This window comes from Bizionia myxarmorum (assembly GCF_008086205.1).
GTDB lineage: Bacteria > Bacteroidota > Bacteroidia > Flavobacteriales > Flavobacteriaceae > Algorimicrobium > Algorimicrobium myxarmorum.
The window spans coordinates 182223-197822 of record NZ_VSKK01000004.1; the positions used below are offsets into that span (position 1 = coordinate 182223).

16 protein-coding genes and 1 pseudogene are annotated in these 15600 nt (G+C 34.7%); 1 reads left to right on the forward strand and 16 read right to left on the reverse strand.

What is annotated here, in order from left to right:
* Positions 1–168: 168 nt before the first annotated feature.
* From cls to ES674_RS13755, 7 genes are all read right to left on the reverse strand, one after another.
* Positions 169–1623: a cardiolipin synthase gene (gene cls, locus ES674_RS13725; protein ID WP_148404934.1), complete on the reverse strand. Its 1455-nt coding sequence runs from the start codon at positions 1621–1623 to the stop codon at positions 169–171.
* A gap of 34 nt (positions 1624–1657) precedes the next feature.
* Complete coding sequence (locus ES674_RS13730; RefSeq protein ID WP_148404936.1) at positions 1658–2539, reverse strand: pirin family protein; 882 nt, start codon at positions 2537–2539, stop codon at positions 1658–1660.
* Between the two features lie 32 nt (positions 2540–2571).
* Positions 2572–3195 (reverse strand): trimeric intracellular cation channel family protein, encoded by a 624-nt coding sequence (locus tag ES674_RS13735; protein ID WP_148404938.1) that lies wholly within the window; start codon positions 3193–3195, stop codon positions 2572–2574.
* 186 nt (positions 3196–3381) lie between these two features.
* Entirely contained in the window at positions 3382–4437 is a 1056-nt protein-coding gene (locus ES674_RS13740) for a 2,3-butanediol dehydrogenase (RefSeq protein WP_246126063.1), read from the reverse strand.
* Between the two features lie 66 nt (positions 4438–4503).
* Positions 4504–4797 (reverse strand): cupin domain-containing protein, encoded by a 294-nt coding sequence (locus ES674_RS13745; RefSeq protein ID WP_246126064.1) that lies wholly within the window; start codon positions 4795–4797, stop codon positions 4504–4506.
* 117 nt (positions 4798–4914) lie between these two features.
* Positions 4915–5346 carry a DoxX family protein gene (locus tag ES674_RS13750; RefSeq protein ID WP_148404942.1) on the reverse strand — a complete coding sequence of 144 codons (432 nt, stop codon included), beginning with the start codon at positions 5344–5346 and terminating at the stop codon, positions 4915–4917.
* Positions 5347–5353: 7 nt separating this feature from the next.
* Positions 5354–6280 carry a DsbA family protein gene (locus ES674_RS13755; RefSeq protein ID WP_148404943.1) on the reverse strand — a complete coding sequence of 309 codons (927 nt, stop codon included), beginning with the start codon at positions 6278–6280 and terminating at the stop codon, positions 5354–5356.
* A 211-nt stretch (positions 6281–6491) separates the two neighbouring features.
* Here ES674_RS13755 and ES674_RS13760 point away from each other — a divergent pair, with 211 nt between their 5' ends.
* Positions 6492–6854, forward strand: a complete 363-nt coding sequence (locus ES674_RS13760; protein ID WP_148404945.1) for a winged helix-turn-helix transcriptional regulator — start codon at positions 6492–6494, stop codon at positions 6852–6854.
* Positions 6855–7089: 235 nt separating this feature from the next.
* Here the strand turns inward: ES674_RS13760 and ES674_RS13765 are convergent, their stop codons facing one another.
* From ES674_RS13765 to ES674_RS13805, 9 genes and pseudogenes are all read right to left on the reverse strand, one after another.
* Entirely contained in the window at positions 7090–7386 is a 297-nt protein-coding gene (locus ES674_RS13765; protein WP_148404947.1) for a nuclear transport factor 2 family protein, read from the reverse strand.
* Positions 7387–7399: 13 nt separating this feature from the next.
* Positions 7400–7969, reverse strand: coding sequence for a YceI family protein (locus ES674_RS13770; RefSeq protein ID WP_148404949.1), 570 nt, complete (start codon positions 7967–7969; stop codon positions 7400–7402).
* Between the two features lie 42 nt (positions 7970–8011).
* Positions 8012–8569 (reverse strand): annotated as a pseudogene (locus ES674_RS13775) (NADPH-dependent FMN reductase).
* A gap of 222 nt (positions 8570–8791) precedes the next feature.
* Positions 8792–9964, reverse strand: a complete 1173-nt coding sequence (locus tag ES674_RS13780; protein ID WP_148404951.1) for an ABC transporter permease — start codon at positions 9962–9964, stop codon at positions 8792–8794.
* 6 nt (positions 9965–9970) lie between these two features.
* Positions 9971–10936, reverse strand: a complete 966-nt coding sequence (locus ES674_RS13785; RefSeq protein WP_148404953.1) for an HlyD family secretion protein — start codon at positions 10934–10936, stop codon at positions 9971–9973.
* A complete protein-coding gene (locus tag ES674_RS13790) occupies positions 10926–12326 on the reverse strand; it encodes a TolC family protein (protein WP_148404955.1) in 1401 nt (466 codons plus the stop codon). Before ES674_RS13790 ends, ES674_RS13785 begins: the two co-directional genes overlap by 11 nt.
* Positions 12327–12646: 320 nt before the next feature.
* Positions 12647–13114, reverse strand: coding sequence for a DIP1984 family protein (locus tag ES674_RS13795; protein ID WP_148404957.1), 468 nt, complete (start codon positions 13112–13114; stop codon positions 12647–12649).
* Between the two features lie 26 nt (positions 13115–13140).
* Positions 13141–14679 carry a catalase gene (locus ES674_RS13800; RefSeq protein WP_148404959.1) on the reverse strand — a complete coding sequence of 513 codons (1539 nt, stop codon included), beginning with the start codon at positions 14677–14679 and terminating at the stop codon, positions 13141–13143.
* Positions 14680–14768: 89 nt separating this feature from the next.
* Positions 14769–15515 carry an SDR family NAD(P)-dependent oxidoreductase gene (locus tag ES674_RS13805; protein ID WP_148404961.1) on the reverse strand — a complete coding sequence of 249 codons (747 nt, stop codon included), beginning with the start codon at positions 15513–15515 and terminating at the stop codon, positions 14769–14771.
* Positions 15516–15600: the final 85 nt, after the last annotated feature.

Here is a 15600-nt window from a genome sequence, read left to right on the forward strand (position 1 = left end):
GTTTTGATTCCTGAAATAATATTTGCAACAGGAAAAGCAGGTAAAATCAATCCGATTAACCTAATAATAATAATAATGCTGACACCTGCTTCTCCAATTATTTTTTACGCCCTTGCACACCTCCAAAACATTTAAAAATCTTCCATTAATCCATGATTTTAATCAATGTTATAAAAATGGCGATAATAATCGAACCATCCTTTCCCATAAATGAATATATTTTGGTCTATTTAACCAAACTTGGGCATCAATTAATTGAGATACTTCTAAATCGTTATTAAAAGCTTCAGTAAGTTGTGCTGCAATATTTTTGCTATATACAATGGCATTCACTTCAAAATTGAGGTCAAAACTTCTGTAATCCATGTTTGCAGAACCAACGATGGCAACATCATCATCAATTACCATTGTTTTGGCATGTACAAATCCTTTATTATATCTGTAAATTTTGGCGCCAACATCAAGCAATTCTGTATAATAAGCATTTGCCGCAGCGTTAACCATTTTAGAATCTGATATACCTGGAATTAAAATCTTAACATCTAATCCGCCTTTAATGGCAATAATTAAAGCGTCCATTAAGCTTTCATCTGGAATAAAATACGGACTCGTAATGTAGATGCTTTCTTTGGCTGAATTTATGGCTTCTAAAAGTGAGTAGAAAATAACTGGCTGCTTGCTATCTGGTCCTGAAGCTGCAATCTGTACAATTTCATCTGAAATAACTTCATGTTTAGTTTTGTCTATAAAATAGATGTCGGAATATTGAAAAGGTGTTCTGCTACAAAAATTCCAATCTCCCATAAATAGGTATTGTAAATAAGCTGTGGCTTGGCCTTTAATCATTAAATGTGTGTCTCGCCAATACAAATGGTTTTCTCTATTTAAATCGTTTCGGTATTTATCGCTCATATTAATACCACCTACAAAACCTACTATGCCGTCAATAACTATAATTTTTCTATGGTTTCTATAATTTAGTCTGTTGGCAAAGGCATACCATTTTATTTTATAAAAAGGTGCGGTTTGAACACCTGCGTCTTGCAGTTTTTTAATGAAGGAATTTCCTAAACCATGACTTCCAAAATCATCATACATAAAACGAACTTCAACACCTCCTTTTGCTTTTTTAATGAGAATATCAGCCACTTGATTTCCAGTTATGTCATCTTCATAAATATAATATTCAATATGAATATGAGATGTTGCATTTTCAAGTTCTTTTAATACTATTGGAAATTTTTCGTCTCCATTTATTAAGAGTTTTACCGCATTGCTACCTGTTAATGGACTATAACCAGCACGACGAATAAATTCTATTAACGTTTTACTTTTTTGCGGAATTAAACCTGAATTGCTTACTGCTTCAGAATACAAATTCATTCTGGTTGTAATGCGATCTCGAAGTTGTTCGTCTTCCGCTATTTTTTTTGAATATAGTTTTCGTTTTCGATAATTTACTCCAACCGAAAAATAAAATATAGTTCCAATAATAGGCAGAAAAACAATGAAAAGAATATATGCCAAAGCTTTGGTGCTACTTCGTGTATCATACAACACTCTAGAAATAACTAGAATGATAATGAGGACGTAAAATGCTTCAGCTATTAAAACCCAATTCATGTAATACTTTTATGGTCGTATAAAATAACTAGTTTTACTTTCTTTTGAATGTTGGATAAGGAATGTATTCATCGTCACCTTCTATTTTATCAAATGATTGTGATATCCATTTTTGCTTGGCTTCGCTTATTAATTCTTTATCTGAAGACACAAAATTCCAATCAATAAATCGTTCTTCGGGAAACGGTTCGCCTCCAAAAATATAAATGGTACTATTTTCTTGAATTGTAAATTCGCAAAGCGAGCTGTCTTTTGCTACTAATAATTGTTTAGGTTCATAAATATTCCCTTCGCTTTCTATCGCGCCTTTAAGAATATACAAACCAGATTCACCATAAAGTTCATTACCAATATTTACCACTTGTTTTGATGTGCTTTTTATTTCTAGCATAAATAATTTACTGAAAACTGGGACTTCTGACTTCTTTCCAAAGGCTTCACCAGCAACTAATTTAAATTGTAAATCGCCTTCTGTCCAACTTGGAATTTGGTTTTCTTCAATATGAAAAAATTGCGGCTCCATTTGCTCTAAATGTTTTGGCAAGGCCACCCAGATTTGTAAACCATGCATAAATAATGGCGAATCTCGCAAATACTCTGGTGTACGTTCAGAATGTACAATACCTTTTCCAGCTGTCATCCAATTTACTGCTCCTGGTTTTATTTCTACTTCGTTACCAAGCGTATCGCGATGCATAATACTGCCTTCAAATAAAAATGTAAGTGTCGAAAGTCCTATATGTGGATGTGGCATGACATCAAAATTTTGTCTTTCGTTTAATTTAACAGGCCCCATGTGGTCTATGTAAATAAAAGGACCTACCATTCGTTTTTGACGAAATGGTAATAAGCGGCCTACCATAAACTTCCCAATATTGGCAGCTCTTTCTTCAATAATTAGTTGAATGTTTGACATAATTGGTTTCTTAATTAATTTAAATTTAGTGTTTATATAGGCGATTTCGTCGTTTTCCAAATTTTTGGTAAATGCCAATTAAACCTAACCGATAATAATCGTAAAAGGACAACAGAAGCAAGACAAATAATTTCAATGGGCATTTTGGTCATATCTAACTTCATTAATAGAAAAAATATAATTCCTCCAAAAATACAACTTGTTGCGTAGATTTCCTGTGCGAAGATGAGCGGAATATTGCTTAAGGAAATATCGCGTATGACACCTCCAAAACATGCTGTAATAGTTCCTAATGCAATACATGAAACAGGATGAAAACCTAATGAAAGTCCTGTTTGAATACCAACCACTGTAAAAAAACCAAGCCCAATAGAATCAAAAAACAGTAGGACATTATGATAATTTTTAATCACTGTTTTAAATAATAATGCAGCTATAGTACTCAATAAAACTATTATGCCGGAACTTAAGTCCATTAACCATTTTACGGGTACTTCTCCAATTAAAATATCGCGTAACGTACCACCCCCCAAAGCGGTTATAAAAGCAATAATAAAAATGCCGAAAATGTCTAGTTTTTTTTTCATTGCAGCAAAGGTACCCGCAACACTAAAAGCTGCCGTTCCAACAATATCAATAACTGTAAGAGATTCCATATATATTTAAATTTAATAGTTCAATGTACGAATGTCGCCAACATTCCAAAAGTTTTTGTATTGTTTAATTTATGCGATTTCTGATAATGAAAAATTCGTCAGCATAAAATAGTGTATGCTCACGAATTTTTTCCAGAATTAGCACTTCCAGTATTAAGTTTTATGGAATGGCTTAAAAAAATATTTTTATTTCTCTAAATCGACAAGTATTTTTACTTCAGAAGGATCATTTACGAGCGACTCAAAACCTTTCTCAACAATATCTTCCAAGGGGATCACGCTGGTTACCAGTTTTTCTACAGGTAATCTTCCGCTTCCAATTAAGGCTATAACTTCTGGGAAAATATTACGGTAAGCTGCTGTTCCAATTATGGTTAACTCTCTTAAGGTTTGATTTAGAGCGTCATGCGTTATTTTCTTTCCAAATAGGGCAACTAATACGGCCGTTCCACCATTTCGAAGGCTGTTAATTCCCGTATCAAATGAAGCTTGAACACCTGCCGCATCAATAAAAATATCGGCGCCATGACCTGTAATTTCTCTTATTTTTTTAGAAATATCTTTATCTCTGGCGTCAAATGTATGTGTGGCACCAACTTCTTTAGCTTTTTTTAATCTGTTTTCAGAAAGGTCCGATACAAATATTTGTGAAGCACCTGAAGCTATAGCAACTTGAACCGTTAACAAACCAATAGGACCTGCGCCAGATACCATAACGGTATCGCCCATTTTCATGCCACTTCGTTGGATGGCGTATGCAGCAACAGCAGCTGGTTCCACAATAGCACCTTGTTCAAAAGTCATTTTATCTGGCATTTTATGTACCATATAATCCTCAACTACCACATATTTCGCAAAACCACCATTGGAGGTTAAACCTACAAAACCTAGTGGTTCAGACAGGTTGTATTCACCTGTAGAAATAAATGAACTTTCTGGGTTTCTAAAAATGGGTTCTACTGTTACGCGGTCTCCTTTTTTTATGTTTTTCACCTGATTACCCACTTCTTCAACAACACCCGAAAATTCGTGACCAAGCGTTGTTGTCCCTTGGTGGCCGTTTAATGCATAAGGTTTATCAACAGGTATTAATTGTGGTCCATTAGTATATTCATGTAAATCTGATCCACAAATTCCGGTAAATTTTACCGCTATCTTTACTTGATTTTCTTTTGGAGAAGGCACTTCCGTCTCTTCCACTCTTATATCCTTTGCTGCGTACCAGCGTGCTGCTTTCATCATGGTCATAAATATTTGTTTTTAAAATGCTGTTGATTCCTATTTAGATATGCCTAGTTTCAATAGGTATTAAAAGAATTCAAATTTTATTGCGATTGGCATCATATGTATACCTTTAAAATCTGAAACTACCTTAATTTGATGCGTGGTTTTTGGTGGAATTACAAAACCATCTCCCTGTTTTAATATGATATCTTCGTCATTAATTGTTAGAACGCATTCGCCTTCATGTATGAAAAGTATGGATTCTAAATCTGCACTATGTTTTGGTAACAAATCACCAGCATTGGCTTGCATCTGTTTGATTATTAAGTCTTTACCTGAAGCAATTGATTTAACGTTTGGTTTCGTTACTTTTTCCATGGTTTTTAATTTTAACGATGATTTTTTCTCTTTTTGATAAATCAAAAGTGTCCCGTTTTTTGTTTTGGTATTTTCCTTTGAGGAATTTAAAAACACTGTTGCGAGTAATACAGTTATTTAAACGTTTTTTAGTCTGTTTTTATATATCAAATTATCAATTGAAATTTTACCAGCTCCTGCTATTAAAATTACTAAATAAATTGCAGAGTAGAGCAGAGGTAATTCCTTATTTGCAAACGGATCGTTTGCATGAAATACTAAAGCTGCTACCAACATGGTGATCAATAAAGGAATTGCTGCCAAACGTGTACCAAGTCCCAAAATTAAAAGTATGGAACAAAAGACTTCAGAAAAAACTGTAAGAACTAGTGTTGTGGTAACTCCTAGCCCTATCGGGTCCGGAAACTGTATAGGTTCGCTTCCGAACAATGGTGCCATTTTACCGACACCGTGTGTTAACATTAAAGCGCCTCCAGCCATGCGGAGAATCAATAGGGAGAGGTTTATGTTTTTCGTGTAACTACATGGATTGAATATGTTTTTAATCATTATTTTATTATTCTTTAATTGACCAAATAGAACCGTTTTTCGTGCTCAATTTCTCTAAAATATTCTTGGATACAAGCGCATTTAAAATATCTTCACTTTCGTTTCTAGGCGTTCCTGAAAGTTCAGAAAATTCTTTAGCTGTGAGTGTGGGGTATATTGCAAAGAGCGTATCCCAATTTTTACTATATTCACTTTTAAGAGCATTCGGATTTAATTTTAGAATAGCCATTTCGTAAAAAGCATAAGGTCTGGTGCCATAAACAACTTCTTTATTGCCTGCATCATCTACAAAGAAGATGGTTGGAAACCCTCTAACTCCTAATTCTCTTCCTAATTTTAAATCGTCTTCAAATAAGGTTTTTGCTTTACCATCAAAGTCTATTTTTAATTGCGCTACATCTAAATCTACTTTTTCAGCTGCAATAGCCAAGTTTTCCCATTTAGCCATATTTTTCTTTTTCAAAAACATCATTTCACGCATTTCACGCATATACAAAATAGCCTTATCGTTATCCTGAAGTTGCGCAGCTTTAAATGCTATCGAGGAGGGGTATGATGAGTCCATAGGGTCTTCCAGCCATAAATCGCCATCAATAGGCATGTCGTAATGGATACTCACTTCATCCCAATGTGAGGCGACGTCTGAAGGTTTGCCAATGCCACCGCTGTTGTAATTCCAATCTGGCAATAAGCCGCCCATTCTGTAATCTATTTCAATAGCGCTGCCGTATTCTAATTTCAGTTTACGCAGTTGCGGTTCAATACCCCAACAGGACGAGCAAATGGGATCTGTGTAATAAATAAGCTTCACAGATTTTTTAGTGGCTTCAACTTTACTAGAAGTTGTATTATTTGTACTTTCTTCCGTTGTTTCACACATTCCGGTTTCTATATCGCATAAAAGCGGATTGGTTTTTAGTGTTTCGTTGTTCATCTTGTATGTTTTAATATATTTATATTATTCCTTGTCAGCGTCAATTATTTTAGAGTTAAATCATTTCAAAACGTTTATTTGCTGATCGTTACAAATATACGGAAAATAAGTGTATATTTGACATGTATTTCCTTTTTGAAAGTACTTTCCAAAAGGAAACTACCCCTATTTGATTTTGTAATTGAATGGATATTTACTAAATAATGAACTAATGAAAAAGAAAGCAGTCATCAACAATACCCCCGTTTGTCAAGTAAGAATGCAAGCTATCAGTGATACCATGAGTATCCTTTCTGGAAAATGGAAGTTTCATATTTTAGGTACGCTTATTGAAGGTGAAAAATTGGGATTCATGGATTTGCTCCGGGAAATAGACGGGATAGGCAGTAAAATGCTTTCCAAGGAACTTCAAGATTTAGAGTCGAACCATTTAGTTAGTCGCACAGTGATGGATACAAAACCTATAACTGTAAATTATGCTATTACTAAATATGGAGTAACGCTTTCGCCCATAATTAATGAGCTGGCCAAATGGGGAATAGCCTATAGAAAATCACTTCATGGTTCAAAATAAGATACGTACTGATTTTGACGAAAGTCCAAAATGGCGTTCAACTGTTATTATGACAGTTACCGGCTTTAGTTAAACATTTTGCTCTAGACTCAACACGTTTTTAACACCTGTTAGGTCTTGAATAGTTTATATTTTAGCTTAACGCACCAATCGATACCTGCTATTTTGCCTCTTCGGAAGTTGCAAATTTTTCCATTTTTACACTCAAACCATTTTCAACTGTGTATATCTGAACCTAATTTTGTTTCAACTCTCTACCTGATCGTTTTATTTTCTGATGTTCTTGACCTATTACAACTACCATAATTCCTTCAACAATACACTGTAGTGGTTCAAAGTTGATTATTTCTATTATAATGGTATAAAAAGCTGTAACACCTACTTTTTTTTCAAAGCGTCTTTTTGGGATTATTTGCGTTCCATGATAAATCCAAACGGTGTCGTCTGAAACGGTAGCTACAAATTTATCTGCATCTCCACTACTAAAAGCAGCGAACATATTTTTTACTACTTCTTTTGCAGGATTTTTCATTTTCTATTGGTTTTTATTGTTTTGCAAATTGTAAGTGAACCACTATAATTACATCTTTTCCAACACCAGAAGCGGCTGGGTCGTGATCAATATTATAATCAAATCTATTAATAGTCGTTTCTGCTTTCATACCTAATTTTTCGCCTTTTTCTCTTTTGGCTGTTCCACCATAATACACATTAAAAACCACATCTTTTGTAACATCCTTTATTGTATGCGCTCCGTATAATAAATATTCATTAGGCTTATCTGTGGCGGTCATTTTGGTGCTTTTGAAAGACATATTGGGATACTTTTCAACTTCAAAGAAATCGACACTTCTTAAGTGATTATCTCTATCGGCTACATTAGTATTTATACTTTTTATTTCAACTGTATAATTGAAACTTGCATTTTTGAGCGCTTCTCCATCTGTGGATAAACTTCCTGTATAATCCAAAAAATTTCCATTCACAATACTAATTCCAGAATGAGAAATATAGAAATTTAATGAGGAATGGTAAGGATCTACCTTCCATTGTGTTTGTGCGAAGGTGCTGATTGAAAACAAGACCAAACCAACTAATGTGATAAATTTCTTCATGTTAGGTGGTTTTAATTGTAAAAAAAAATCAACTGTAAAAGGCTATTCCGACGCGATAGTATGAACCCATTTTTCAAATGACTCCATAAAGCTCTTTAAGAAATCTTTAGTAGAATCATTTATTAGTTTACCATTCTCATCAAATAGATCTGCGCCACCTCCAATATATGCTTCAGGCTGCGCCATAGTAGGAACGTTAATAAAAGTTAGTGATAGTCTTAAATGGTGGTTTGCCCCAAAACCACTTATTGCCCCAATGGAAACACTTACAATTGCGGCAGGTTTTCCGTCCCAAGAATTTTCCCCATAAGGTCGGGAGCCTACGTCAATAGCATTTTTTAAAGCACCAGGCACCGAGCGGTTATATTCAGGCGTTAAAAATAACAGACCATCTGCATTTTGAGTTTCTTTACTTAAGGCCATCTAAGCTTCAGGTGGATTGGCTTCTAAATCTTCATTGAACATTGGAAGCCCTGAAATATCCAATAGGTCCATATAAAATGATTCCGGTGCCATTGCCATCATAGCTTTAGCCGTTTTTAAATTAAAGGATTCTTTACGAAGACTTACTACGATTACTGCAATTTTGTGTTTATTCATAATTGGATGTTTTCTGTTGCTAAAAGACGCCAATTTAGGAAGGATTAATAGGTGGTTTTACCGAACATTTAACACTTTACAGGCTGCAAATTCTAATATTTTTTTCTAGACTAGAAAAGTGTAGTTTTTTTTAATAAAATGGAATGAATTTTATGGCAAAGACTCTATGAAGCCAATTAACATTATTGGTTGTTTAAAACTTCTATCAGAGCAATTTTTGTGCTAATTAACGTCCTCAATGGATTGATTTTTTACCTTTTTAATTTTGTAATGCAGAATGATTGCTGACAACGACAAACAAATTACCGCAATAATACTCAAGGCTATAACTGGCGCATAAATATGTGAAACACTAGCGTGGTTAAGATAAAGTATACGAAACGTTTTTAAATAATGCGTCAAAGGAATTAATTCGGCTATAAATTGTACCCAATTTGGCATTTGGCTTAGAGGCCAAGTAAATCCACTAAGAATAAAACTAGGCGTGGCTACTACCATCAACACTTCAGTAGCTTTTAATTGGTTGGGTAAAATAATACTCACCAAAACACCTATGCCACATACGGCGAGAATAAAAACGAAGGTGCTCAAAGAAAATGCCCAAAAAGCACCACCTATTACCATATTGTAATATTTAGAAAAGCCCCAATACAGTAGGAGTATCCCAACAGACATAATCATATAAGGAATGATCTTTACAGCTAGCATGCCTAGAGGGTTGGGCATTTTTCTGACTAATTCCCCAAATGTTCCGTTTTCATATTCTGATGCAAATGTAAGTGCTAAACCCAATAGCAAAATTTGCTGGAAAACCGTTAAAAGCACACCGGGTAACATAAAGTATAAATAATTCCCGCTGCGTATGCTTTGCTTAATTATAGTTGTTTTAAAGGGTTCGTAATTTTGCGTTGCCACATATTCTGGAACGCCCTTTTTCTTTTGAGACTCGATTTGGATACCAGCTTTTATGGTCATTGCTACACCATTTACAGCCATTAAAGCCGTGTTAGAAGTCAAGGTGTTCGAAGCATCTACAAAAATGGTGATTTCGGGTAACTTATTTTGTTGAATTCCAGAGGTAAATCCTCTGGGAATATTCACTATTACGGAGGCGTCTTCATCAATTGCCTTGTTTTTTACATCAGTAAGATCCGGAAAAATGCCAACAACATGAATGCTTTCAGTTTCTTCAAGCATGTCAATAAATTTCTCACTCATGAGACTTTGATCCTGATCGACTACGATTATTGGCAAATCTGTTATTTTACCTTTTTCATAAACCGCACCAATTAATATTCCATACAAAATAGGAGCCCCAATAAATAGCAGTCGTAATACGTTGTTGCTAAAAAAAAGCCTGAATTCTCGTTTAATTAAGTGTGTAAATTTCTTCAAAACATATTATTTATTAAACTTTAAAGAAACTGAAGCTTTTGTTATTAGATCTTTCACCTTTTCTGGATCCGTAGGTTTTACTTCTACCTCAAATAAGGTTTGTTGCATGTCAAAGTCGGGATAAGCTGTTGCTATATTGGCATAAGAACTTAAAGCTTTAACTAGAGTTACCTCGCCATTAATAATTTCTGAATCCTTATATAGGACTTCTATTTTAACTTTTGTTCCCCGTTTAATTTCGCCTAATTTGCTTTCTGCAATGGTAAAACGAAAGTATACGGAGTCATTAATATAGCCACTTATAATAGGGTATCCTGGCAAAGCAAGTTCGCCATTTTTTAAATTGATTGTTTCAACGGACATATCTTGAGGTGCTATCACATATTTTTCACGTTCAGCAGCACCAACTTCTAAAACGGCTCCAGAGGCTTGTAATTTCTGGCCCAGGGCCATACTTTGCTGTTCTGCCCGACCACCATTTTTTGCTTCCTCTAATTCTGTTTTTGCCGCGTCATATTGATTTTTAGCACCTTGATATTTCGCGTAAACTTCATCAAACTGTTGTTGCGGTATTAGACTGTCTTGTAACATTTTATTAAGTCTATCCTTGGATTTTTTGGCAAATTCAAATTGCTCCTTTAATCCGTTAACTTTGTTCTGCAATTGTTTTAACTGCCCATCGGTGGCGCCCTTAATTGCCATTTGATATTGCGCTTCAGCTGATTTTAAAACACCTTCAGCTTGCTGCTTTTTGGCATCTACTTCTGGAATATCTAGTATAGCCAAGGTGTCACCTTTTTTAACGAAATCACCCTTTGACACCAATAGTTCTTCCACCGTTCCTGGTATTTTAGTAACTACTGAAATTTGTTCCCTTTCAATTTTCCCCATAAAAGCAGGATCCATTTTGTTATCTGAACAAGAAACTGAAACTACTAAAACAAGTAAGAGTAAAACATTTTTAATTTCCATAGCCGTTATAAATTTTGCCTAATAACTCACCTGTCGCTATTAAGAGTTCTAATGTCGCGTGTCGCTGATTTAGAATTTGGTTGTAATAATTCAAGTTTACTTTATAAAAATCATTTTCTGAAGCTAAACGTTCAGTTAAATCCACTAGACCAGAATTGTATTGCTTGGTTGCCAATTGTAAATTGTTTTCAGCTATTTGAACACGTTGTTTTGCCACTTCAACTTTTTGTTCCGCTGTTTTAAAATCAGATTTATTTTTAAACAATAGCAATTCAAATTTCTCTCGCGTATCTTTTAATTTGGTTTCAATGATTTCAACTTCAATTTCAGCCTTCTTTGCGCTTTTACTATTTTCTCCGCCTTTAAATAAATCCCATTTCATTCCAACACCAACTGCTGCTGCTGGTTTCAGCCTTATGTTTTCAGTGTTTAAGGTTACATCGCCTGCAATGGGAACGTCTTTAAGTTTTATTCGTGTGTCGAAAGCATTCAAATATATTGCGTTTCCAAAAGCAAATATCGTGGGGAAATAAGTACCCTTCTCTTTTTTATATGCAAATTCTTTAGCCTTTTTTCCCGCTTCCAAAGCTTTTAATTCTACGCGATTCTCGACATTTAACGCACCTTCATCCAATAAGAAAGCCTGTAAGTTGTAGGTAATAGCCTCTAATTCATTTGAAGGTATCCGCGTGAGATATGCTAGTTTGGCAAGTAAAACATTTCTATTGCTTAAAGCTTCTAGCTTCTTTTCTTCTAATTCTAAAACTGCTAATTTTATTTTATCACGATCATAAGGAATTGCTAAACCGTTTTCAATGGCTTTTAATACTTTTTTATGCTCTGTGTCGAGTCGTTTTTCGGAATCTTCAATGAGTTTATCTACAGCATTTAATAGCATTAATTGATCAAAAGTCTGGATAACCTCTTTTGCAATTTCTTCCTTTCCAGCTTCAGCTAAAAAACGTTCGGCTTTTTGTTTTTCCTTTAATGCTTTAATGCCGCTGTTAATTTGATTTCCTGCAAAAATAATTTGTCGGGTAGATAACCCTCCCATTAAAACATGAGTTTGATAACTGGAGGCTAAAGGGTCTTCCAAAAACGGTGTTCCGCTAATGGGTAGATATTGAGTTGGAAATTGCAAGTTTAATTGTGAGTATAAAAAACCATAGCCACCCATAAATGAAAGTGACGGTAGTCTTTTTCCTATGGCGATTTCCATATCTAATCCCGTATTACTACTGGTCATTTCTTGAATGCGTATATCTGCACTTTCAGTAATCGCTTTTCGAATAGGTTCTTTTAAAATGTCTTCTATAAAACTTTGGGCATGTAATGGCGTACTTATTAAAAAAAGTGTTCCAAATACCAAATAGAATATATTTTTAGTCATGAAAATCTTATTATAAGAGTTTACTAATTTAACGTGTTTACAATATAAATGTAACGCTATGAATTTTATGAATATTGAATTTATTTCATGTAATTCCGTTTTAATTTGTTAATGTATATCTTCAAATAAAAAGAATGATTGGTCAGTACCTGGTAGTAAATTTTACACAATACACTTGTAATTTGTAAGCGGTAATGGGTCTTAAACAATACATTTTTGCCACAACCCAAGTAGCTTGTAGTTGGTAGTGTTTTCAATTTGCCCAGAAAACCTACCACAAAAAAGGGCTGGCACTCGCCCCAATCATTCCACCTTTCGGCTTAATCTTTTAACTCTGTAAGCCAATTGAGTTCTTGAATTTTACTATCAATCTCTCTAAAAGCTCTTCCTATTTGATCCATTTCAGATTGCAACTTCTTAATATCAATGGTTGTTTTAAGATTGGCATCACCGCTGTTATTTACTTGAGCAGCATACCTAATATTTCTTAATTTTTCAGAAAGCATTTTTAATGAATCTCTTTTAGCAAGTGCCTCCATTAGTGAACCTTCTCCTTTGATTTGAGTTTCATTATTGGTTTTATTGATTCTAATAACCAAGGTTTCTAAATCTTGAATAGCGGTTCTCAATTGCGCCAAGAGCTTTGCTGGATCTTCTTGTGGTTTTTTGTCATCTGATACTATAAGAACAGGTCTTATTCTATTCTGAATATGTTCAATTTTCTTCATCAAATCTGATCGTAGCAAAAGTGCCTCTGCAAGTTTCATTTTTTTATTTTTTTCTGACATTTTATTTGTTTGAAAACGTTAATAAATTAATGCATTGGACATTTAGAAATTGGATTATTATCTGGTTTCGGTGCCCATTTATTATAAGGTGACATATCGAAGTTATTTACCTCATCCATAGATAAACCTAATGCTTTTGCCACACCCTGTCCATATTCTGGATCAGCTTTAAAACAGTTTCTTATATGACGAATTTGAATGAATTTTTCTGCACCACCTACTTGAGCTGCTGTATTATTAAATAATAAATCAGCTTTTCCATCTGCTTTTATAATGCGGAATAAATCGCCTGGTTGTGTGAAGTAATCTTCATCATCATCTCTAAAATTGTGCGCATAAGCGTCTCCATTTAATTCTAAAGGTTGATCTTTAAATTCTGGTTGTTCTTGCCATTCTCCATAACTATTTGGATTGTAATGCAATGTGCCTCCGTGATTGCCATCTACACGCATAGTGCCGTCTCTATGATTGGAATGATATGGGCACGTGGGTTTGTTCACTGGAATTTGATAATGGTTAACGCCCAATCTATATCGTTGTGCATCTCCATAAGAAAACAATCGTCCTTGTAGCATTTTGTCTGGCGAAAAACCAATTCCAGGAACCACATTCAATGGGTTAAAAGCCGCTTGCTCCACATCTTGAAAATAGTTTTCTGGATTTCTATTTAATTCGAATTCTCCAACAGGAATAAGCGGGAAATCTTTTTTAGACCATACTTTTGTTAAATCGAAAGGATGAAAACGGTATGTCTTTGCTTCCGCTTCTGTCATAATTTGAACAAACATTTTCCATTTTGGGAAATCTTTTTTATCAATAGCATCAAAAAGGTCTCTTTGTGATGATTCCCTGTCCATTCCAACTATTTTAGCTGCTTCTTCGTCCGACAGGTTTTTAATACCTTGTTGCGTCACAAAATGAAACTTCACCCAATGTCTTACATTCTCTTTATTGATAAAACTAAAGGTATGACTTCCAAAACCGTGCATATGTCTGTAACCTGTTGGTAAACCACGGTCACTCATTGTTATGGTAACTTGGTGTAAAGATTCAGGCAGTAAAGTCCAAAAATCCCAGTTGTTATTAGCACTTCTTAAATTGGTTTTAGGATCTCGCTTTACAGCACGATTTAAGTCTGGAAACTTCATCGGGTCGCGAAAGAAAAATACTGGTGTATTATTTCCTACTAAATCCCAAATACCTTCTTCGGTATAAAATTTTAATGCGAAACCTCTAATATCTCTTTCGGCATCTGCAGCTCCTCTTTCTCCAGCTACTGTAGAAAAGCGGCTGAACATTCCTGTTTTTTTACCAATTTCGCTAAAAATCTTCGCCTTAGTATATTTTGAAATGTCGTGCGTTACAGTAAATGTACCGAAAGCTCCAGAACCTTTGGCGTGCATTCTTCTTTCTGGAATGACTTCGCGATCAAAGTTTGCCATTTTCTCTAAAAACCAAGCGTCTTGCATTAACATTGGCCCTCTTGGTCCTGCAGTTTGTACGTTTTGGTTATCTCCAACGGGTGCTCCAGTTTGTCTTGTGAGTTTTGGTTTATTGTCTTCCATTTTTAGTTGTATTAATGTGATTTATATATAAATATAGGGGATTTTTTTAAAGTTGAAAAACCTGCTATATTCAGATTGTTTCGTATTTACTATCTCAATTTTATATCTCCACCATCTGCCATAAGTGTTTGACCCGTCATATACTGACTGTCTTCACTCAATAAAAAAGCTACTATAGGTGCAACGTCTTTTTGTGGGTCTCCAAAACGATGCATTGGGTTTTTACTGATAATATCTTCGTATTGTTCTGGGAAATTTTCTTTCCATTGTTTTACACCTTCTGTAAAAGCCAGCGGACAAACGATGTTTACTCTAATACCGTCAATGGCCCATTCATTTGCTGCGACACGAGATAAACCTCGAATCGCTTCTTTGGCTGCTGCATAACTTCCTTGATTTTTTTGACCTAATAATCCTGCACCCGAACCAAAATTTACGATAGACCCTTTTGTTTTTTTTAATTCTGGATAGGCAGCCTTCATAAAGTTTAAAGTCCCTTTTAGACCTGTGTTCATGGATAAATTCCAATCTTCATCGGTCAATTCTAGTAGTGGTTTTTGACGAGACGCGTGTGCATTATTAACCAGACTTGTTAATTTTCCAAATTTGGAAATTGCTAAAGCAACCGCTTCTACTGCAACCGACTCTTTTGAAATATCTCCTTTTAAAAATACAATTTGCTCCGGATTCGATGCTGCTTTTTGCTTACCTGCTTCTTGGTTTAGGTCAACAGCAACAACACAAGCTCCTCTTTGTGTTAACTCTGTGGTCATTGCCCCTCCAATGCCTGCTGCACCTCCTGTTATTATTATTACTCTATCTTTTAAATTTTTCATAAGATTCGTTTTATAATATATATAAATTACTTCGGAAAACTTCAATAGTTATTTGTTTTTAGTTTATTTAAAGTCATGTAATCTG